The sequence below is a fragment of the Paraburkholderia adhaesiva genome (assembly GCF_021390575.1).
GTDB classification, from domain to species: domain Bacteria; phylum Pseudomonadota; class Gammaproteobacteria; order Burkholderiales; family Burkholderiaceae; genus Paraburkholderia; species Paraburkholderia adhaesiva.
This window is the reverse complement of the sequence record NZ_JAJEJQ010000001.1, coordinates 2792371-2811888: the sequence shown is the minus strand read 5'-3', so window position 1 is coordinate 2811888 and position 19518 is coordinate 2792371. Positions and strand designations below refer to the sequence as shown.

General features: G+C 64.1%; 20 protein-coding genes. 10 read left to right on the top strand and 10 right to left on the bottom strand.

Going from position 1 to position 19518, the window contains the following annotated elements:
- Positions 1-40: 40 nt before the first annotated feature.
- Both L0U80_RS12750 and L0U80_RS12745 read left to right on the top strand, forming a co-directional pair.
- Complete coding sequence (locus L0U80_RS12750) at positions 41-358, top strand: hypothetical protein (RefSeq protein ID WP_233864625.1); 318 nt, start codon at positions 41-43, stop codon at positions 356-358.
- Positions 359-386: 28 nt separating this feature from the next.
- A complete protein-coding gene (locus L0U80_RS12745; RefSeq protein WP_233864624.1) occupies positions 387-980 on the top strand; it encodes a histone H1-like DNA-binding protein in 594 nt (197 codons plus the stop codon).
- A 257-nt stretch (positions 981-1237) separates the two neighbouring features.
- On the opposite strand, the gene L0U80_RS12740 is transcribed toward L0U80_RS12745, so the two are convergent.
- The 10 genes from L0U80_RS12740 to L0U80_RS12695 form a co-directional block, all read right to left on the bottom strand.
- The gene (locus L0U80_RS12740) at positions 1238-1714 is read right to left on the bottom strand and encodes an outer membrane lipoprotein (protein ID WP_124153637.1); all 477 of its coding nucleotides are present in this window, start codon (positions 1712-1714) and stop codon (positions 1238-1240) included.
- Between the two features lie 38 nt (positions 1715-1752).
- The gene (locus L0U80_RS12735; RefSeq protein WP_233864623.1) at positions 1753-2694 is read right to left on the bottom strand and encodes a carbohydrate kinase family protein; all 942 of its coding nucleotides are present in this window, start codon (positions 2692-2694) and stop codon (positions 1753-1755) included.
- A gap of 79 nt (positions 2695-2773) precedes the next feature.
- Entirely contained in the window at positions 2774-3274 is a 501-nt protein-coding gene (gene tpx, locus L0U80_RS12730; protein ID WP_233864622.1) for a thiol peroxidase, read from the bottom strand.
- A 117-nt stretch (positions 3275-3391) separates the two neighbouring features.
- Positions 3392-4552 (bottom strand): zinc-ribbon and DUF3426 domain-containing protein, encoded by a 1161-nt coding sequence (locus tag L0U80_RS12725; RefSeq protein WP_233864621.1) that lies wholly within the window; start codon positions 4550-4552, stop codon positions 3392-3394.
- Between the two features lie 65 nt (positions 4553-4617).
- A complete protein-coding gene (prmA, locus tag L0U80_RS12720; RefSeq protein WP_233864620.1) occupies positions 4618-5514 on the bottom strand; it encodes a 50S ribosomal protein L11 methyltransferase in 897 nt (298 codons plus the stop codon).
- A 3-nt stretch (positions 5515-5517) separates the two neighbouring features.
- Positions 5518-6885, bottom strand: a complete 1368-nt coding sequence (accC, locus tag L0U80_RS12715; protein ID WP_233864618.1) for an acetyl-CoA carboxylase biotin carboxylase subunit — start codon at positions 6883-6885, stop codon at positions 5518-5520.
- Positions 6886-7056: 171 nt separating this feature from the next.
- Positions 7057-7521, bottom strand: coding sequence for an acetyl-CoA carboxylase biotin carboxyl carrier protein (accB, locus tag L0U80_RS12710; protein ID WP_233864616.1), 465 nt, complete (start codon positions 7519-7521; stop codon positions 7057-7059).
- A gap of 106 nt (positions 7522-7627) precedes the next feature.
- Positions 7628-8080, bottom strand: coding sequence for a type II 3-dehydroquinate dehydratase (gene aroQ / locus L0U80_RS12705; protein WP_233864615.1), 453 nt, complete (start codon positions 8078-8080; stop codon positions 7628-7630).
- A 194-nt stretch (positions 8081-8274) separates the two neighbouring features.
- Positions 8275-8823 carry a TlpA family protein disulfide reductase gene (locus L0U80_RS12700; RefSeq protein WP_233864614.1) on the bottom strand — a complete coding sequence of 183 codons (549 nt, stop codon included), beginning with the start codon at positions 8821-8823 and terminating at the stop codon, positions 8275-8277.
- A gap of 11 nt (positions 8824-8834) precedes the next feature.
- Positions 8835-9518, bottom strand: a complete 684-nt coding sequence (locus L0U80_RS12695) for a UDP-N-acetylmuramate--alanine ligase (RefSeq protein WP_233864612.1) — start codon at positions 9516-9518, stop codon at positions 8835-8837.
- A gap of 268 nt (positions 9519-9786) precedes the next feature.
- On the opposite strand from L0U80_RS12695, the gene mpl reads away from it, so the two are divergent.
- The 8 genes from mpl to L0U80_RS12655 all read left to right on the top strand — a co-directional run bounded on the left by mpl (position 9787) and on the right by L0U80_RS12655 (position 19511).
- On the top strand, positions 9787-11190 hold the full coding sequence (gene mpl, locus L0U80_RS12690; RefSeq protein WP_233864610.1) for a UDP-N-acetylmuramate:L-alanyl-gamma-D-glutamyl-meso-diaminopimelate ligase: 1404 nt from the start codon (positions 9787-9789) through the stop codon (positions 11188-11190).
- Positions 11187-11762 carry a YqiA/YcfP family alpha/beta fold hydrolase gene (locus L0U80_RS12685; RefSeq protein ID WP_233864608.1) on the top strand — a complete coding sequence of 192 codons (576 nt, stop codon included), beginning with the start codon at positions 11187-11189 and terminating at the stop codon, positions 11760-11762. The genes mpl and L0U80_RS12685 overlap by 4 nt, the downstream gene beginning before the upstream one ends.
- Before the next feature lie 118 nt (positions 11763-11880).
- On the top strand, positions 11881-14013 hold the full coding sequence (locus L0U80_RS12680; protein ID WP_233864606.1) for a ribonuclease catalytic domain-containing protein: 2133 nt from the start codon (positions 11881-11883) through the stop codon (positions 14011-14013).
- Positions 14010-14879 carry a shikimate dehydrogenase gene (gene aroE, locus L0U80_RS12675; RefSeq protein WP_233864605.1) on the top strand — a complete coding sequence of 290 codons (870 nt, stop codon included), beginning with the start codon at positions 14010-14012 and terminating at the stop codon, positions 14877-14879. The genes L0U80_RS12680 and aroE overlap by 4 nt, the downstream gene beginning before the upstream one ends.
- Before the next feature lie 27 nt (positions 14880-14906).
- A complete protein-coding gene (gene mtgA / locus L0U80_RS12670; RefSeq protein ID WP_233864604.1) occupies positions 14907-15629 on the top strand; it encodes a monofunctional biosynthetic peptidoglycan transglycosylase in 723 nt (240 codons plus the stop codon).
- Positions 15630-15794: 165 nt separating this feature from the next.
- Positions 15795-16727 carry a LysR family transcriptional regulator gene (locus tag L0U80_RS12665; RefSeq protein WP_233864603.1) on the top strand — a complete coding sequence of 311 codons (933 nt, stop codon included), beginning with the start codon at positions 15795-15797 and terminating at the stop codon, positions 16725-16727.
- A 123-nt stretch (positions 16728-16850) separates the two neighbouring features.
- On the top strand, positions 16851-18047 hold the full coding sequence (locus L0U80_RS12660; protein WP_233864601.1) for an MFS transporter: 1197 nt from the start codon (positions 16851-16853) through the stop codon (positions 18045-18047).
- Between the two features lie 243 nt (positions 18048-18290).
- The gene (locus L0U80_RS12655; RefSeq protein WP_233865920.1) at positions 18291-19511 is read left to right on the top strand and encodes an ISL3 family transposase; all 1221 of its coding nucleotides are present in this window, start codon (positions 18291-18293) and stop codon (positions 19509-19511) included.
- Positions 19512-19518: the final 7 nt, after the last annotated feature.

The window sequence follows — 19518 nt, the reverse complement described above, 5'->3', positions numbered from 1 at the left end:
AGCGCCATGCCGGCGAGATGATTAGGAGCAGGAACGCCTGATGCAAAGCGTGCCCGGGGCCCTGGTGGCTGACCGATATGACTGGCACTTTGCGAACCCTTCAGAGGGATGGGCAAACTTCCCCCCGGAAAACGGCGTTAGCCCTATGGCTGGCGTCTTCAACGAACGTTGGCCGGTGTCGGTATCCGACGCCGGGTTGACATGGCGCGCAGTGCCCGATGGCACTGCGCGCCTTACCGCATTCATTAGCGTAAGCGCGCGGGATCAGCGTACGCCGATGAATAGCCCGCTTCGCAGCGTGCGCCCTGATAAGCGTTCGCGGGAAGCGGGTTTTGACGAAGGGCGATGTTTGAACTGACTCTCATCTGAACCTGAAGGAGAAGAAAATGGCAACTGCCAAGAAGAAACCGGCGGCAAAGAAGGCCGCAGTGAAGAAGGTTGCAGCGAAGAAGGCTGCTCCGGCGAAGAAGGCTGCTGCGAAGAAGGTCGCAGCAAAGAAAGTCGCAGCAAAGAAAGTCGCAGCGAAGAAAGTCGCCGTGAAGAAGGTTGCTGCGAAGAAGGCAGCACCGGCGAAGAAGGCTGCTGCAAAGAAGGTCGCAGCGAAGAAAGTCGCCGTGAAGAAGGTCGCTGCGAAGAAGGCCGCACCGGCAAAGAAGGCCGCAGTGAAGAAGGTTGCTGCGAAGAAGGCAGCACCGGCGAAGAAGGCCGCTGCGAAGAAGGCAGCACCGGCGAAGAAGGCTGCAGCGAAGAAGGCCGCGCCTGCGAAGAAGGCCGCTGCGAAGAAGGCTGCGCCTGCGAAGAAGGCTGCTGCGAAGAAGGCTGCGCCTGCGAAGAAGGCTGCCAAGAAGGCGCCTGCGAAGAAGGCTGCCGCTGCCGCGCCTGCTGCCCCTGCTGCGCAACCGGCCGCGCCAGCAGCAGCGGTGAAGACCGCGCTGAACCCGGCCGCTGCATGGCCGTTCCCGACCGGCAGCCGTCCGTAATACGCAGTACCAGGCGAGACACGCATCTTGTGTGTCTCGCGGTTCGGGCGGCTTCAAGGCCCGATCAAGATCCCGTCGCCAGCGTTGCTCGCGACGGGATTTTTTTCGCCTGTCGGTTCCGTGGTACACGCGCGCTTGCATGTGCGATCGCGAGCCGGCGAGCACGCATGAAAAAAGGCGCATGCACAGGGGAGCGCATGCGCCTGAGGTTCCGCGTAAGGCGCAAGGGCGCCGCCGCGGTACAGGGGAAACCGCTGTTAGTGGGTGACGCGGGTCACGCCGCCGCTCGAGAGCAGGCGCACGCGGTCACCCGCATTGAAGACTTCACCGGTGGAGGTCTGCGTGATGGCACGCAGGTCGCCACTGTCGAGTCGCACCGTAAGCTCGAGGCCGTCGCGCAACGCAGCGCCGTTCTCCACCGCATTGCCGGCCACAGCGCCCGCGATGCCGCCGATGATGCCCGTCACGATCGAGCCGCGCCCGCCGCCGATCGCGCTGCCTGCTACCGCACCGAGCGCACCGCCGCCAATGGCGCCGAGACCGGTGGGCTGTCCGTCATTGGAGCTGATCTTCACGGCACGAACGCTCTCGATCGTGGCCATGCGGACCATGGCCTCGCGCTGCGCCTGCGACGCCGTATAGACGTCGGCGGAACTGCTGTTATATGCACACCCCGAAACCGCAAACGAACCCGCCACCAGCACAGCAACCAGCAAACAACTTGTTGTTCTCATTCGTATAACTCCAGAAGGCCCCCGCGCGAGGCCTGCGTTCAGTTCGGCAGTTCGTATCCGAACGCCTTCTTGAACCGTTCATTGATCTGCGCCCGTGTGGGTGCATAGTTCTGCGGACCTTGATGTTCGATCTTGAGCGCGCCCATGAGGCTCGCGAGACGCCCGGTTGTTGCCCAGCCGAGGCCGTTCTCGATGCCGTAGAGCAGACCGCCGCGGAACGCGTCGCCGCAACCGGTCGGATCCAGCACACGTTCCGCCTGCACCGGAGGAATCTCCTCGATGCCGCCGTCGTGGTAGATCTGCGACCCGTGCTCCCCGCGCGTGACGATCAGCGCATCGACCTTGCTGGCGATCTCTTCGAGCGACCAGCCGGTGCGGTGGCTGACAAGGTTGGCTTCGTAATCGTTGACCGCAACATACGTCGCAAGTTCAATCGCGCGTTGCAGCGACGGTCCGTCGAAGAGCGGCAATCCTTGACCCGGATCGAAGATGAACGGCACGCCAGCTTTCGCGAATTGCTCGACGTGCTGGACCATGCCGTCGAAGCCGTCCGGCGCGACGATGCCGAGCTTGATGCCAGGTGCTTCGTCGGCGCGGTTCAGGTGCGACTGCATCATCGCGCCCGGGTGGAACGCGGTGATCTGGTTATTTTCGAGATCGGTCGTGATCATCGCCTGCGCCGACCACGTGTCGGCCAGCACGCGCACATGCGCTTGCGAGAGGCCGAGCGTGTTGAGGCGATCGAGGTACGGTTGTGCGTCGGCGCCGCCGAGCGTCGCCATGATGCGCGCATCGCCGCCGAGCAGATGCAGCGAGTAGGCGATGTTGCCTGCGCAGCCGCCGAATTCGCGACGCATCGTCGGCACGAGGAAGCTCACGTTAAGGATGTGCACCTGCTCGGGCAGGATGTGCTCACGAAAGCGACCTTCGAAGGTCATGATGTTGTCGTAGGCGAGCGAGCCGCAAATCAACGTAGACAAGGCTGGAGTTCCTGTAGGGCGTGGAGGGTGAATCCGGGCGTGCGCTGCGCGCGAGGCGCTGCGGCGCACAGATGCCGGATTACTTTAGCGCTGCGAGCGCTGCGTCGTAGTTCGGTTCGTTCTTGATTTCGCTGACGCGTTCCGAGTAAATGACCTTGTCGTTGGCGTCGATCACGACGACCGCGCGCGCCGTCAGGCCGGCGAGCGGGCCGCTCGTCACATCGACGCCGTAGGCCTGTGCGAAGTCATGGCCGCGGAAGGTCGAGGCCGTCACGACGTTCTCGATGCCTTCGGTCGTGCAAAAGCGTCCCGCCGCGAACGGCAGGTCGCCCGAGATCACGACGACGACCGTGTTGTCGAGCTTGCCCACGGCTTCGTTGAACTTGCGCGTCGACGTGGCGCAGACGGGCGTGTCGAGGCTCGGGACGATGTTGAGCACCTTGCGCTTGCCGCCGAAATCGGCGAGCGAGACAGGCTTCAGATCGCGGCCGACGAGCGAAAATGCCGGCGCATTCTGGCCGGCCGACGGGAACGTGCCAGCGACGTCGATCGGGTTACCACCCAGCGTAACTTGACTCATGATGTGCTCTCCGGGAGTTCATGTACCGATGAAAAGCGCGCCGGTCGTACCGGGCGCAGGGAATGTGCGGGCCACATGAAAGCGGTCCCGCAGGCGAAACTGACAACTACGCGTGCATCAGGGATAGAAGATCTCGATGCGGAAGTTCGAAGCGACGACGTTACCGGTGTCGAGCCGCACGATCATCGTCTGCGTGGTGCGTGCCGGCAAGCCGGCGTCGATGGGCGTGCCGGGCGTCACATAGTCCTTCGGCCAAAGCACGCGACGCACGACCACGTTATTTTGGTGGTCGAGCAGTGTCAGTTCGATGGCTGGAAACGCGAGCGCCACGTTGAAGTGATTGCGCAGCGGCACCTTCAGTTCGAGGTGATGCGGATCGTCGACCTGGCGCAGATCGGACGGCTGGACCTGCAGGCCGTCGATATCGCGCGGCGGCAGCACGCGGCAGCCGAGCTGCTGGCATGCCTGCTCGTAGAGCGGCTTCGAGGCGGGCCAGTAGACCATCACCGTCTCGCGCAGCCACCACGCGAGCTGGGCCGCGAGCAGCGCGAGCAGCACAAGCGCGAACAACGAGCCGATGATGCGCAAGCCCGTGCGGCGCGGTGCGCGCGCAGGCGCTTCGCGTGTAACGGCGAACGGTTCAGGACCAGCATCTGGAGACAGGGTGCTGAAGGCAGACGCCGCAGTCGCTGCTGCTGCTGCGCCTGGCAGTACGGGTTCGGGATCGTCGGTGCGGGCGGACGTTGATGTGTCCGCCGACAGTGTGGGCTCGTTGAGGCCCGGTTCGACGTGCTGCCAGTGCGACGCGGTCGAGTGTGCTGCCGTCGCTGCAGCGCTTGCGTGTGTCGCCGGTTCGGGCGTGAGTGACGGCTCGCCGGGCGGGGGCGTGAACTTCGGTGTGACGCTCGGCGCGATCGTGGGCTGCGGCAGGTGTTCGGCGGTGTAGCGCAGCTGGTTGTCGATCTGGCTGTCAGCGGGCGGTGCCCACGGGTCCCACGCGGGATTCGCGAAATCGGGTGCGCCGGCTGCGGTGACTGCCTCGCGCTTGCCTTCCACGAGATGCGTCGTGGCCGGTGCGGTCAGGGTCGCTGCAACATCGGCGGCAACGGGAACGGCATTTGCGAACTCGCCGTCGTCCGGCACCTCGAACAGGCTACCCGACGCGTCAAACGCTTCCTGACAGTGGCCGCAACGCACGAGGCCGCGACGCACGGCAAGCTGCGCGGGCACGATACGGAAGACGGTTTCGCAGAAGGGACAGCGCGTTGCCAGGAGCATGTGGGCCGTTGATCTGGGTAGACCGGTGGGTTAGCGATACCCGCCATTCTACTGGCATTCCGTTGCTAGCCGCGCCGCGTGCCTGCGAGGCAAACCCAGCCTTCGTGTTCGCGCCAGACGGCGATGTCGATCCACTGTTCGTACACGCGAGCCACTTCCTCGGCCTGACGCGCGAGGATGCCCGATAGCGCGAGGCGTCCGCCGGGTTTCACGCGCGACGAGAGCATCGAAGCCATGAGCTTCAGCGGATTCGACAGGATGTTGGCGACGACGATGTCGAACTCGCCCGGCGGGCAATCGTCGGGGAGGCCGTAGGTGACGTCGGCGTGATTGCGCGCGCTGTTGTGGCGCGCCGATTCGACTGCTTGCGGGTCGATGTCGATGCCGATGACAGGATTCGCGCCGCACTTCTTCGCGAGAATCGCGAGGATGCCGGAGCCGCAGCCGTAGTCGAGAAGCGAGTCGCCCGGCTTGACGTGCTGTTCGAGCCACTCCATGCAAAGGCGCGTGGTGGGATGGCTGCCGGTGCCGAACGCGAGGCCTGGATCGAGTTCGAGGACGAGCGCGTCGGGGTCGGGCGCGTCGTGCCACGACGGCACGACCCAGATGCGCTGGCCGATCTGGATCGGCTCGAACTGCGATTGCGTGAGCCGCACCCAGTCCTGCTCCTCGACTTCACGCAGCTTAAACGCAGGCTGTACCGCAAGCCCGAGTTCGTTCGCCGCGGCCGCGAGCAACACGGCCGGATCCTGATCGTCGCCGATCAGCGCGATTACGCGCGAGTGCTGCCACGCGGTGCGATCAGGCGTGAGCCCGGGCTCGCCGAAGAGCGGTTGCTCGTCGGGCGTGTCGGCGTCGGCGTCTTCGACCGACACCGACAGTGCGCCGAGTTCGATCAGCGCGTCGGAGAGTTCCTCGGCGCGTTCACGATCCAGCTCGACGATCAGTTCCCGATAGCTCATGAATTACGCTTCTTCCTTCTGGACCTGCTGGCGCGCGGCCAGACGGTTTTCGAGGTAGTGAATGCTCGTGCCGCCTTCGACGAACTTCGCATCGAGCATCAGCTCGCGGTGCAGCGGGATGTTCGTCTGGATGCCTTCGACCACCATCTCCGACAACGCGATGCGCATGCGCTGGATCGCCTGCTCGCGCGTCGCGCCATAGGTGATCAGCTTGCCGATCATCGAATCATAGTTCGGCGGAACGAAGTAGCCATTGTAGGCGTGCGAATCGACGCGCACGCCCGGGCCGCCCGGCATGTGCCACGACGTGAGACGTCCCGGCGACGGCGTGAACTTGAACGGATCTTCGGCGTTGATACGGCACTCGATCGCGTGGCCCTTGAGCTGGATGTCGCGCTGGCGGAACGTGAGCTTCTCGCCGGCGGCGATGCGGATCTGTTCCTGCACGATGTCGACACCGGTGATCAACTCGGTGACCGGGTGCTCGACCTGCACGCGCGTGTTCATTTCGATGAAGTAGAACTCGCCGTTTTCGTACAGGAATTCGAACGTGCCCGCGCCGAGATAGCCCATCTTCTTGCAGGCGTCGGCGCAGCGGTCGCCGATGCGATCGAGCAGACGACGCGCGATGCCCGGCGCCGGCGCTTCTTCGATCACCTTCTGGTGACGGCGCTGCATCGAGCAGTCGCGCTCGCCGAGCCACACGGCGTTCTTGAACGAGTCCGCGAGCACCTGGATTTCAATGTGGCGCGGGTTCTCGAGGAACTTCTCCATGTAGACCTGCGGATTGCCGAACGCACGGCCCGCTTCTTCACGCGTCATGTTGACCGCGTTGACGAGTGCAGCTTCCGTGTGCACGACGCGCATGCCGCGTCCGCCGCCGCCGCCTGCCGCCTTGATGATGACGGGATAGCCGATCGCGCGCGCGATCTTGACGATCTCCTTCGGATCGTCCGGCAATGCGCCTTCCGAGCCCGGCACGCACGGCACGCCGGTCTTGATCATCGTCTGCTTCGCGGTGACCTTGTCGCCCATCATGCGGATCGTGTCCGGACGCGGGCCGATGAACGTGAAGCCCGATTGCTCGACGCGCTCGGCGAAATCCGCGTTCTCGGAAAGGAAGCCATAGCCGGGGTGGATCGCTTCGGCGTCGGTGACTTCCGCCGCGCTGATGAGCGCGGGCATGTTCAGATAGCTGAGGTTCGACGGAGCCGGGCCGATGCAGACCGCCTCGTCGGCGAGCTTCACGTACTTGGCTTCCTTATCGGCTTCCGAGTAGACAACGACGGTCTTGACGCCGAGTTCGCGGCACGCGCGCTGGATACGGAGCGCGATTTCGCCACGATTGGCAATGAGGATTTTTTCAAACATGGTGGGTATTCGACTCTTCAATGGGCGCCGCGCAAGGTACAGGCGGGACACCTGAGAGGATCGGTCGCGCGTGCGTCGCCAAGCGCTCTTCGTTTCGGCGGGCAGCACGCAGCACAGGCAACTCATGCGTCTCGCGCGCGGCACCGCCGCAGCGCGAGCGCGCCAACGGCTTTACGCGACTACGAAGAGGGGCTGGCCGTATTCCACAGCCTGACCGTTCTCGACGAGGACTTCCTTGACCACGCCGGCCACGTCCGATTCGATTTCGTTGAGCAGCTTCATTGCTTCGATGATGCACAGCGTCTGGCCTTCCTTGACCGTGTCGCCGACCTGGACGAACGGATCGGCGCCCGGCGACGGCGCGCGGTAGAACGTACCGACCATCGGCGACGTCACGACGTGGCCTTGCGGCAGAGCCGGCGCGGCAGGGGCGCTGGCAGCGCCTTCGGCGGCGTGGGCGGGCGCTGCGAGCGGCGCGGCCATGGGTGCCGCGAACTGGGCGGCCGTCGGCTGGACGTAGACCGGCGGAGCGTTCTTGACGATACGCACCTTGCCTTCACCCTCGGTGACTTCGAGTTCCGAGATGCCCGACTCGGAAACGAGGTCGATCAGAGTCTTCAGCTTACGTAGATCCATGGTGCAGCCCCTTTGAATGCGTGAGGTGCCGGGGCACGCGCGCCGGCACAGGATTGGTGTTGTCTGTCAGAGTGAGTCGGCTAATGCGGACAGCGCGACCCGCGAATCACGCGCTCTTGGCGGCGGCAAGCCGGTCAAGCGCGTATTCGAGCGCGTACAGGTAACCCTTCCAGCCGAGGCCGCAGATGACGCCTTCGGCCTGGTCGGAAAAATACGAGTGATGCCGGAAGGCCTCGCGGCGATGCACGTTCGACAGGTGAATCTCGACGAACGGAATGCCGACGCCTGCCAGCGCGTCCCGGATCGCCACGCTCGTGTGCGTGTAGGCGGCCGGATTGATCAGGATGAAATCGGTTTCTTCGACGCGCGCCGCCTGAATGCGATCGACAAGCGCCCCTTCGTGATTGCTCTGGAACGTCGCGAGCGTCACGCCTGCGTCTGCGGCACGGTCAAAGAGCGCCTGATCGATCTGCGGGAGCGTCACACGCCCATAGACCTCAGGTTCTCGTGTGCCGAGAAGATTGAGGTTGGGGCCGTGCAGAACCAGCAGTCGCGTCATGGTCGCTTGTTATTCCGTGGAGTTGCGCGAACTTTAGCGCCGATTAGAGAATTTTGTCTAGTTTTCCGAAAGGCTGATGCGGCCCTTAGTTCGTCCGGCGTCCGTCAGAATCAACGATCTTCTGTCAAAAAGCGTAAATTCCAGAGCAAAAAGTGCCGTACGGTGGCTAAGGTCCGGTCAATTCTTCCGCTGCGTCAAAGTGCGTCCAGCGTATGACGAAGTTCGTCCGGTTTGATTTGGCCTAATTTTGTCGCGCGTACGTTGCCGTTCGCGTCGATAACGACGGTGTACGGCAAGCCGCCTGCCGTATTGCCGAACGCGCGAGCGACATCGGCGCCGCCGAATCCGGCGACATAGATGGGGTAGTCGACCTGCACTTTCTGGAGGAAAGCCTTGATGTTCGCGGTGGAGTCGACCCCGACCCCGATGAACTGGATGCCTTTCTTCGCGTACTCGCGCTGCAGCGCGGACAGCTCCGGCATTTCTTCGACGCACGGACCGCACCACGAGGCCCAGAAATTCACGACGATCGGGCGACCCTTGTAGGGGGCGAGCGACTGCGGTTTGCCGTCCGGTGTCGTGACGGCGGCGGCCCACAGTTGGCCGACCGCGTTTTTGTCCGTGACCGAGGCGGCGTCAGCCTTGCCCGCGTTGCCGCCCTTTGCCCAGTGTCCCGCCAGAATGCCGCCGCCGGCAGCCAGAGCCGCCACCGCGACGGTGACCAGAATCCGCTTCGTGTTCATCGGTGCGCTTTTCAGTCCGTTTGATCGTGTTGATTGAGTGAGGTTGACGTCAGGACGCCGGGGGATGTCGCGCCGCTTTCGTCGATCAGCGCCTTGAGCGCCTCGGCGTTCGCGCGCGGCAGGCGTCCGCGAGCGTCGGCGCGCACGGCGCCGCGCAGGTCGTCGGTGTCATAGAGCGCAACGTGTATGCCCACGGGCTCCTCGTTGCGCGATGGCCGGTACAGGAAGCTCAGCGTCTCCACGTAGGCGCGCGCAGCAAAGTGGGGCGTCTCCGATACGTCATATTGCACATTCGCGTTCAGGAGCCAGATGGCGACGTCCTTCGGGTTGTCGCAGAAGATCTGCAGATGGATATCCGAATGCTCGCCCGCCGTGCCGTTGAGCACCGCACCCGTCACAAACGGGTTGAAGGCATCGAGTCGCCGCATCCAGTCGAGCGCGATCTCGCGCAGCCGCCGCAGCACCACGGGCTGGCTCTCGCCCTGAAACAGGGCCTGATATTCGCGGATTTCCTCTTCTATCAGGTCGTTGTCGGGCAGCCAGGCGCCTTCGATGCGCGCGTCCCCCACGACCTGCCGCGCCGCCTTGCGCTTGGCGCTCGCGTAGTCGAGGCCGTCTTCGGCAATCATCCGTGCTGCCGCGATCGCGATTTCCTCGCGTACGCGTTGCGGATCGAAATGTGCTCTGCGAATCATGATCCCTCAATGATACTGGAGAATGCCTGGGCGCCCGACTGGTGCCCGGGTCGCACCCAACGGTGTCCCCCGGGTCGTCCCCGTCCGGTGTCCACGGCAACCCGCCTGACAGCGGTTCCGCGCCCCGCGGCGGAGGCGCTCCGTGGCCCGCGCCGCCGGGGAAGCGTCGGGTACAATAGCGTCCTTCGTTGTGGCGGCGCACGCCGCCGTCTTCGCGTACCCCATCCCAACAACCCGTTTCCCGACGCCCGCGCGGCGTGACAGGCTTATGCACATCCATATCCTCGGCATTTGCGGCACGTTCATGGGCGGTCTCGCCGTGCTCGCGCGCAGCGCGGGCCACACGGTGACCGGCTGTGACGCAGGGGTCTATCCGCCGATGAGCACGCAGCTCGAAGCGCAGGGCATCCGCCTGATCGAGGGTTACGACGCAAGCCAGGTCGATCTGAAGCCCGACCTCTACGTGATCGGCAATGTGGTGTCGCGCGGCAATCCGCTGATGGAGGAGATCCTGAACCGCGGCTTGCCGTACACGTCGGGGCCGCAGTGGCTCGGCGACCATGTGCTGCGCGACAAGTGGGTGCTCGCCGTCGCGGGCACGCACGGCAAGACCACGACGAGCTCGATGCTCACGTGGCTGCTCGAGGACGCGGGCCTGAATCCCGGCTTCCTGATCGGCGGGGTGCCGCTCAATTTCGGCGTGTCCGCGCGGCTCACCGATTCGAGTTTCTTCGTCATCGAAGCCGATGAGTACGACACCGCGTTCTTCGACAAGCGCTCAAAGTTCGTCCATTACCGTCCGCGCACGGCGGTGCTGAACAACCTCGAATACGATCATGCCGACATCTTCCCCGACCTCGCCGCTATCGAGACGCAGTTTCACCATCTCGTGCGCACGATTCCCGGTGTGGGCCGCGTTGTCACGAACGGCCGCTCGGATGCGCTCGAGCGTGTGCTCACGCGTGGCGTGTGGAGCGACGTGGAGCGCTTTGGTGTCGACGGTGGCTGGCAGGCGCTGCCCGCCGCGAGCGATATGCCCGTCGATGAACGCTTCGCCGTTTATCACAACAGTGAGCGCGTGGGTGTCGTCGAGTGGCAAATCCAGGGCGAACACAACCGGCTGAACGCGCTCGCGGCGATTGCAGCGGCGCGCAGCGTCGGCGTGCCGCCCGCGCAGGCCGCCCAATCGCTCGCGACGTTCCGTAACGTGAAGCGCCGCATGGAAGTGCGCGGCAGCGTGGACGGCGTGACGGTCTACGACGACTTCGCGCACCATCCCACCGCGATCGAGACGACCATCGCCGGACTGCGCACGCGCGTGGGTAGCGGCGACGATGGTAAGCGCACGCGCATTCTGGCTGTTCTGGAACCGCGCTCGAACACCATGAAGCTCGGGGTGATGAAGGCGCAACTGCCCGTGAGTCTCGCCGACGCGGACCTCGTGTTCGGCTACGGCGCACCAGGCGGCAAGGACGCGCTCGGCTGGGATCTGGCTGGCGCGCTGGCTCCTCTCGGCAGCAAGGCGCAGGCATTCCACGACCTCGACGCGCTCGTGAAGGCGGTGGTCGCGGCCGCGCGCCCGGGCGACCAGGTCCTCGTGATGAGCAACGGCGGCTTCGGCGGCGTGCATCAGAAGCTGCTCGATGCGCTTTCTGCACGGGGTACGTCGTGATCGTTTATCTGCATGGGTTCCGGTCGTCGCCGCAGTCGTTCAAGGCGAAGCTCCTCGCCGCTCGCCTGGCTGAACTGGGCCGCGCCGACGAATGGCTCTGCCCGACGCTGCCTGTGTCGCCCGTCGATGCCATCGCGCTCGCGGAGCAGGAAATCGGTGAGCGCGTGAAGCCGGGCGAGCGCGTGACGCTCATCGGCAGTTCGCTCGGCGGTTATTTCGCGACGCATCTCGCCGAAAAGCACGGCTGGCGTGCTGTGCTGCTCAATCCGGCGGTGGTGCCGGACCGCGATCTGTCGAAGTACCTTGGCGAGCAGCCGCTCTGGCACGGTGGCGGCAGTATCGTCGTCGAGCAGCGCCATCTGGACGAATTGCGCGCGCAGGCGGTCGAATCGGTGACGCAGCCCGAGCGTTACTATCTGATCGCCGCGACCGGCGACGAGGTGCTCGACTATCGGGAAATGCTCGCGCACTATCCGGGCGTGCACATGAAGCTGATTGAGGGCAGCGACCACGGCATCAGCGAATTCGCCGATTACGTCGACGACGTGATTGCCTGGTGCGACGCCCCCTGACGTATCGCCAATAGAAGGCGTCGCGCGGGACACAGTCGCGAACGCCAATCTGTATGTATACAGCACCGCCTCGCCGCATCGCGCGGGCGGTCTAAGCAAGTCTGAACGAGAGTATTGAGTGAACGTTTTCTTTGAGGAATCGGGCAGTTTCAAGGCGGGCAGTGTGCTGTCGCGCCAGGGCGACGCATTTCAGGTCGAGTTGCCGGGCGGACGCCGCGCGAAGGTGCGCGCGAAGGATGTGCTGATCGAGTTCGAAAAGCCGGCCGCCGCTGAGTTGATGGAGCAGGCGGAAGCCGCCGCGAAGGAGATCGATCTCGACTTCCTTTGGGAATGCGCGCCCGCCGAAGAATTCGCGTTCACGACGCTCGCCGCCGAGTACTTCGGCGAAACCTATGGCGCGATCGAGCGCGCGGCGCTCGTGCTGTGCCTGCATGGTTCGCCCGTGTATTTCCGCCGCAAGGGACGCGGCCAGTACCAGCGCGCGCCCGAAGAGCAGTTGAAGATGGCGCTTGCCGGGCTCGAGCGCAAGCGTCAGCAGGCACTCGTGCAGGCTGGTTATGAAGATGACCTGAAGGCCGGCAAGCTGCCCGAAGCGTTCCGCGGCAAGGCCCTGGGCCTCCTGACGAAACCCGACAAGAATTCCATCGAGTACAAGGCGCTCGAAGCGGCCGCGGCTCACCGTGGCATCTCGATGCCGCGCCTGATGCTCGAATGCGGCGGCATCGCGTCGCCGCGCGCGTTGCACGAGGCGCGTTTCCTCGCGGAGTTCTTCCCGCACGGCACGGGCTTCCCGACCGTGGACGTCGGCGCATTGCCCGAGGATCTGCCCGAGGCGGGGCCGCACGTCCAGGCGTTCTCCATCGACGACGTGACGACCACCGAAATCGACGACGCCTTCTCGATCGAACCGCTCGCCGATGGCCGCGTGCGCATCGGCATCCACATCGCGGCGCCTGCGCTCGGCATTCAGCGCGGTGACATGGCGGACACGATCGCGCGCACGCGTCTTTCGACGGTCTACATGCCCGGCGACAAGATCACGATGCTGCCCGACGATTTCGTCGATGCGTTCACGCTCAAGGAAGGCGGGCTGCGTCCGGCGCTGTCGCTCTACTGCATCGTGAACCGCGAAACGCAAGACATCGTCGCGACCGAAACGCGCGCCGAGCGCGTGTTCGTGAAGAACAACCTGCGCCACAACACGCTCGACGAAATCGTCACCGAAGAGACGCTCGCGGCCGGCACCGGCGACTATCCGCACAAGGACGATATCGCGGTGCTGTGGCCGTTCGCGCAATCGCTCTTCGAGAAGCGCCAGGAGGCGCGTGCGGGCTACGGCCTGCGCCGCGAAGTCCAGCGCAACACCGACTTCAACTTCTACGTCGATGGTGAACACGTCACGATCACGCCGCGCCGCCGTGGCTCGCCGCTCGACCTGATCGTCGCGGAGCTCGCAATTCTCGCGAATTCGACGTGGGGTGCGTTCCTGCACGATCACGGCGTGCCGGGCATCTATCGCTCGCAACGCGCGTTTGGCGCGCCGAGCGGTCCGAAGCGCACGCGCATGCAGACCTCGGCGGCGCCGCACGAAGGCCTCGGTGTCGCGCAGTACGCGTGGAGCACCTCGCCGCTGCGTCGTTACGTTGACCTCGTGAACCAGTGGCAGCTTCTCGCGTGCGTCGAGCACGGTGTTGCTGCGAAGCTCGTTGCGCCGTTCAAGCCGAAGGATGCCGATCTTTTCGCGGTCGTGCAGGGCTTCGACGAGACCTATACCGCTTACGCCGATTATCAGCGCCGCATGGAGTACTTCTGGTGTCTGCGCTGGCTCAAGCAGGAAAACCGCCGCGAATTCGCCGCGACCGTCATCAAGGACGATCTCGTGCGCTTCGAGGAAGTGCCTCTGATCATGCACGTGCCCGCGCTCGGCGTGCATGCGCGCGGTACGCGCGTGCTGCTCGAAGTGATGTCGATCGACGAGCTGACCATCGAGGCATCGGTGCGCATGCTGCGTGTGCTCGACGCGCCGGTCGTGACGAGCGGTGCGGAGGCTGAAGAAGCGGGCGAAGACGACGAACTGATCGAAGCCGCGGACGAATCGGCGCAAAGCGAGGCTGAAGCGCTCGCCGAGTCGGATGCGAGTGAAGGCACTACAGACGAAAATGCGGACGAAAACGCGGACGAAAACGCCGCTGAAAACGCCCCCGAATCGAACGCGCAGCAAGCACAGCATGCAGCGGAGACACGCGAATGAGCGCAGCCGGCACAGGCGACTTGCACGTTGACCGCTACGCCGTGATCGGCAACCCGGTCGCGCACAGCAAGTCGCCGTTCATTCACGCGCGGTTCGCCGAGCAAACCGGCGAGCACATCGAATACACACGCCTGTTCGCACCGCTCGATGGTTTCGTCGCCGAAGTGAACGCATTCAAAGCGGCCGGCGGCCGCGGCCTGAACGTGACCGTCCCGTTCAAGCTCGAAGCGCATGCGCTCGCGCACCGGCTCTCGCCGCGTGCGGCAGCGGCGGGTGCGGTGAACACGCTGCGCTTCGACGCAGACGGCATCTTCGGCGACAACACCGACGGCTTCGGTCTCGTGCGCGACATCGAAGCGAATCTCGGCGTCGCCCTCAAGGGAGCGCGCGTGCTGTTGCTCGGCGCGGGCGGGGCAGCGCGCGGCGTCGTGCTGCCGATGCTCGAACGCGGTCCGCGCGAGATCACCATCGTTAACCGCACGGCCGCGAAGGCACACGATCTGATTGGCCAGTTCGCGGGCGCGGCGGCCGAGGCCGGCTGCCTCATCAACGGCGGCGGGCCGCACGCGGTCGATCCGGCGCCCTACGACGTGATCGTCAACGCGACGGCAGGCAGCCTCGACGCTGCACTGCCCGAATGCGACGAGCGCGCGTTCGGCACGCACACGCTGGCCTACGACATGATGTACGCCGCGCAGCCGACGGTCTTTATGCGCCACGCGCAGTCGCTCGGTGCACGCGCGGCGGACGGGCTCGGCATGCTGGTCGAGCAGGCAGCAGAATCGTTCTACGTCTGGCGCGGCGTGCGCCCCGACAGCGCGCCGGTACTGGCCGCGCTGCGCGCGCAACTGGCGGCGCACGCTTAAGCGCGCCGCACGCACACAGGGGCCCTGATGCCGAAGCACTCAGGCGTGAAACGTCCGGGCGCCTTGCGCTGGCTGGCCTATGTGGTCGCGGTGTTCGTGATCGCCTGGGTAGGGCTGCAGGCCTATTACTTCGCGCAGATCGCGGCCTGGAATTTCGTCGATCCGCAATCGACGGCATTCATGCGCACCGACGAAGCGCGCCTTGGCGCAGACCGTCCCGGTGTCTCGATCCAGCATCGCTGGGTGCCCTACGACCAGATATCGCGCAACCTCAAGCGCGCGATCATCGCGTCCGAGGACGCGAACTTCGTCAACAACAAGGGCTACGAAACCGACGCGATCCTGCAGGCGTGGGAAAAGAACCGGCGGCGTGGCCACATTGCGGCTGGCGGTTCGACGATCACGCAGCAGCTCGCGCGCAACCTGTTCCTTTCGCGCGAGAAAAGCTACATCCGCAAGGGCCAGGAACTCATCATCACGTGGATGCTGGAGACGCTGCTCGACAAGGAGCGCATCTTCGAGATCTATCTGAATTCGGTGGAGTGGGGCAATGGCGTCTATGGCGCCGAGGCGGCGGCGCAATACTACTTCCGCACGAGCGCGTCGAAGCTCACGGCCTGGCAAGCGGCGCGGCTTGCGGTGATGCTGCCGCGTCCGAGGTATTTCGATGAGCATCGCGATTCGGCTTATCTGGCGCAGCGCGCGTCGGTGATCGCGCGGCGCATGGGGGCAGCCGAACTGCCGCATTGAGTTTGTCTTCCTGCAAGAAAAGGCCCGTCGCGGATTACCAGGGCGGCCCGGTTTTGTCGAGCGTCAACGCTCAGGGAATCTGCCGCTGTGCGGGCTCCATCGGATTCCCACAGTAAACGCGCTGTACGACAATCACCCACTTCGAGCCCCCAGGAGACCGTGCGCATGGACAAACTGCTGGCACTTAGAACGTTTGTCGAAACCGTCGATGCCAAAGGGTTTTCTGCCGCGGCACGCCGACTCGATCTGGCAACCTCGTCCGTCACGCGCACGATCGACGGTCTGGAGACGGAACTCGGGGCGGTTCTGCTAAATCGATCGACTCGTCAGGTGACGGTATCGGAAGCAGGCGCGGCGTATTACCAACGTGCGCGCAAGATCCTTGATGCGGTTTCCGAAGCCGACGCCATGATCGCGGATCGTGGCGATACACCGGTCGGCCAATTGCGTGTTTCGCTGCCGGTGGCATTCGGCAGTCGCTGCATTGCGCCATACCTCAGTCGTCTGCTGACGATGCATCCCAAGCTCGAGTTGGACGTCACGATGACGGACGAGATCGTCGACCTCCTCGGCGAGCGAATCGACGTTTCTATCCGGCTGGGGAGCGCGGCCTCCTATGACGATGTGATCGCGCGGCAGATTGGTACGTTTCGCCGGTATGTCGTGGCGAGCCCGACTTACCTGCAGCAGCATGGCTACCTTGAGTCTCCGATGGAACTGACGGCGCACGCTTGCCTGCGTTTCAGTTTTGGCAGTAACGCTCAGGTCTGGACGTTCAAACGCGGCGAGGAAGAACTGCAGGTGCCGGTATCTGGGCGGCTGCGCGCCAACAACATGGAGATGCTGTACGAACTCGTCATGTCAGGCAGCGGCATCGGTTTGCTACCGGACTGGCTGGTCGATGCGGATATTCACGCGGGGCGGCTGAACGTGCTGTTCGACCATTGGACGGTCAACCCCAATCGCGCGACTTCGGCCGTCACCGCGTTGTACTTGCCCAGTCAACGAGGGTCTCGCCGAGTCTCGGCATTCCTCGATTTTCTCGCCCAGATTCCCGGGCCGACGCATCAGGTGGCGCAGGTCGGCTTGCCCGGCTGATCTGCCGTGGCTTTGCGTTGGCCGCAAAGCCGTGTTGCGGTGCGACCCTATTCTGTACGGTTGAATGGCTGGCTAAGCTTCAGGGCATCTCTTCCAGATGCATTCAACCCTGAGGACTTAGCCATGAACACCGTGTCATCCAGCGCACAAAGCGCCCGTCCCGAGATGTCACCGACGTTGGTGGGACTGTTTTCAGTCAGCGCCGGTGCGATCGTCGCAAACATCTACTACGCCCAACCGATCATCGAACTTATCGCGCCGGCAGTTCGACTGTCGTCGCAGGGCGCGAGCCTGATCGTTTCGCTGACGCAGATCGGCTATGCACTTGGCTTGTTCTTCCTGGTTCCCTTGGCCGATCTGCTTGAAAACCGTCGACTGTTGATCGTAACGGCGCTGACCGCTACGGCGAGCCTGCTGGCCGCAGCTTTCTCCGCTACACCGGGAATCTTCCTTCTCACGTCCCTGCTCGTCGGGCTGAGTTCCGTCACGGTACAGATTCTGATTCCACTCGCAGCCCATCTCGCACCGGAGGAATCGCGTGGACGCGTGGTGGGTAACATCATGAGCGGGTTGTTGCTCGGCATTCTGCTGGCGCGCCCCTTGTCGAGTTTCCTGGCGCAGCACTTCGGCTGGCGTGCCGTGTTCATGTTTGCGGCGGCCATGACGCTGGGTACTGTCGGTGTTATTGCAACGACTTTGCCTCGTCGAGTACCTGAGCATACGTCCAGCTACGGTCAACTCCTCGGCTCGCTGTGGCATCTCTTTACTCGATTTGCCGTGTTGCGCGAGCGCGCTCTGTACCAAGGTCTGCTGTTCGGCACGTTCAGCCTGTTCTGGACGAGCGTACCGCTTGAGCTGACCCGGCACTATGGCCTGACGCAAGAGCAAGTTGGTCTGTTCGCCCTGGTGGGCGCGTTGGGCGCGGCCGCAGCACCCGTTGCGGGTCGGCTTGCCGATGCTGGTTATACGCGGGGAGCGTCTCTTTTCGCCATGATCGTCGCGGCGGTAAGTCTCCTCCCGGGTCTGATTGGCGGCGCACACGGTGTTGTGTGGTTGGGTGTGACCGGCATCGCTCTGGATTTCGCGGTTCAGATGAACATGGTGCTGGGTCAGCGCGCCGTTTATGCCCTCGACGCTACGAGCCGCGGCCGCCTGAATGCGCTGTACATGACAAGTATCTTTGTTGGCGGTGCCATGGGATCGGCGGTGGCTAGCACGCTCTATAGCGCGATGGGCTGGGCGGGCATTGTGCTGGGCGGTAGTGGCCTGGTTCTGGCTACGGTCGCGGCATTCCTCGTGCATCAACGCAAGCGTGGGTGAGCGATGATCGTTTCAGGCTCGCGGGACACGGAAATCGCCTCGATACCCCACGGGCGTTCTACCGGTCAAAACGGCCACTGGATGTGCGTGAGCGTGAGTCACCGGGCAGCTTCTGGTAGGGAAGCTGCATCGCCCGCCAAGCCGCGGACAGCCCCCAAAAAAAAGGTTCATCGAGGAAAACCGTGGAGCTTTAGGGAGCGATTGCGTACCCTGACCTGACTTTATGGAGGTCAGGAGGTGGAGTTGCTCGATCGCAAGGCACTTCAGGCGCTGGGTTGCTGGACGGGTTATCGGCTCGAACGTGTGGAATGGCCGCAAGGCGACAGCCATACGCTCTCGCTGTATCTGAAGCCGGCGAGCAAGGTCATGTACTGCGAGCAGTGCGGGGCGCGTTGCACGCAGATTCATGAGACGTCGGTTCGACGCGTACGTGATCTGCCGTTGTTCGAGTACCGGGTCGTGCTGCACGTGCCGCGCCGGCGGGTCTGGTGCGAACAGTGCGGTGGTCCGCGACTGGAGAAGCTGGACTGGCTGGGCCGTTACCAGCGGGTGACCGAGCGATTTGCCAAGGCCTGCGAGAAGCTGCTGCAGGCGGCCAGCGTGCAGGCGGTGGCCGCCTTCTACGATCTGGGTTGGCATACGGTCAAATCGATCGACAAGATGCGCCTGCGCGCACGCGTGGCCGAACCAGACTGGTCGACGATCCGCTATCTGGCGATGGACGAGTTCGCGCTCCACAAAGGCCATCGCTACGCCACAGTGGTGGTCGATCCGATCGGCCGGCAGGTGCTCTGGATCGGGCCGGGGCGCTCGCGCAAAACAGCCCGGGCGTTCTTCGAACAGCTTCCAGCGGGTGTGGCCGGGCGCATTGAGGCGGTCGCCATCGACATGACGACAGCCTATGAGCTGGAGATCAACGCGCATTGCCCGCAGGCCGAGATCGTCTACGACCTGTTTCACGTCGTCGCCAAGTACGGGCGCGAGGTCATCGATCGGGTGCGCGTCGATCAGGCCAACCAGCTTCGCCACGACCGGCCCGCCCGCAAGGTCCTGAAGTCCAGCCGCTGGCTGCTGCCGCGCAACCGCCATAACCTGAAACCTGAGCAGTCGGTGCACCTGAAGGAACTGCTGGCCGCCAATCAGCCGTTGTTATGCGTGTACGTGCTGCGCGACGAACTGAAACGACTCTGGTTCTACCGCAAACCCGCCTGGGCCCAAAAGGCCTGGGAGCAGTGGATCGAGCAGGCAAATCAAAGCGGAATCCCTGCCCTGCAGCTGTTCGCCCAGCGGCTGCAGGGCTACTGGCACGGCATCCTGGCGCGCTGTCGCCACCCGCTGAACACCAGTGTGGTCGAGGGCATCAACAACACCATCAAGGTCATCAAGCGTCGAGCTTACGGGTACCGCGACGAGGAATACTTCTTCCTGAAGATCCGCGCCGCCTTCCCCGGAAATCGTCGATGAACCAAAA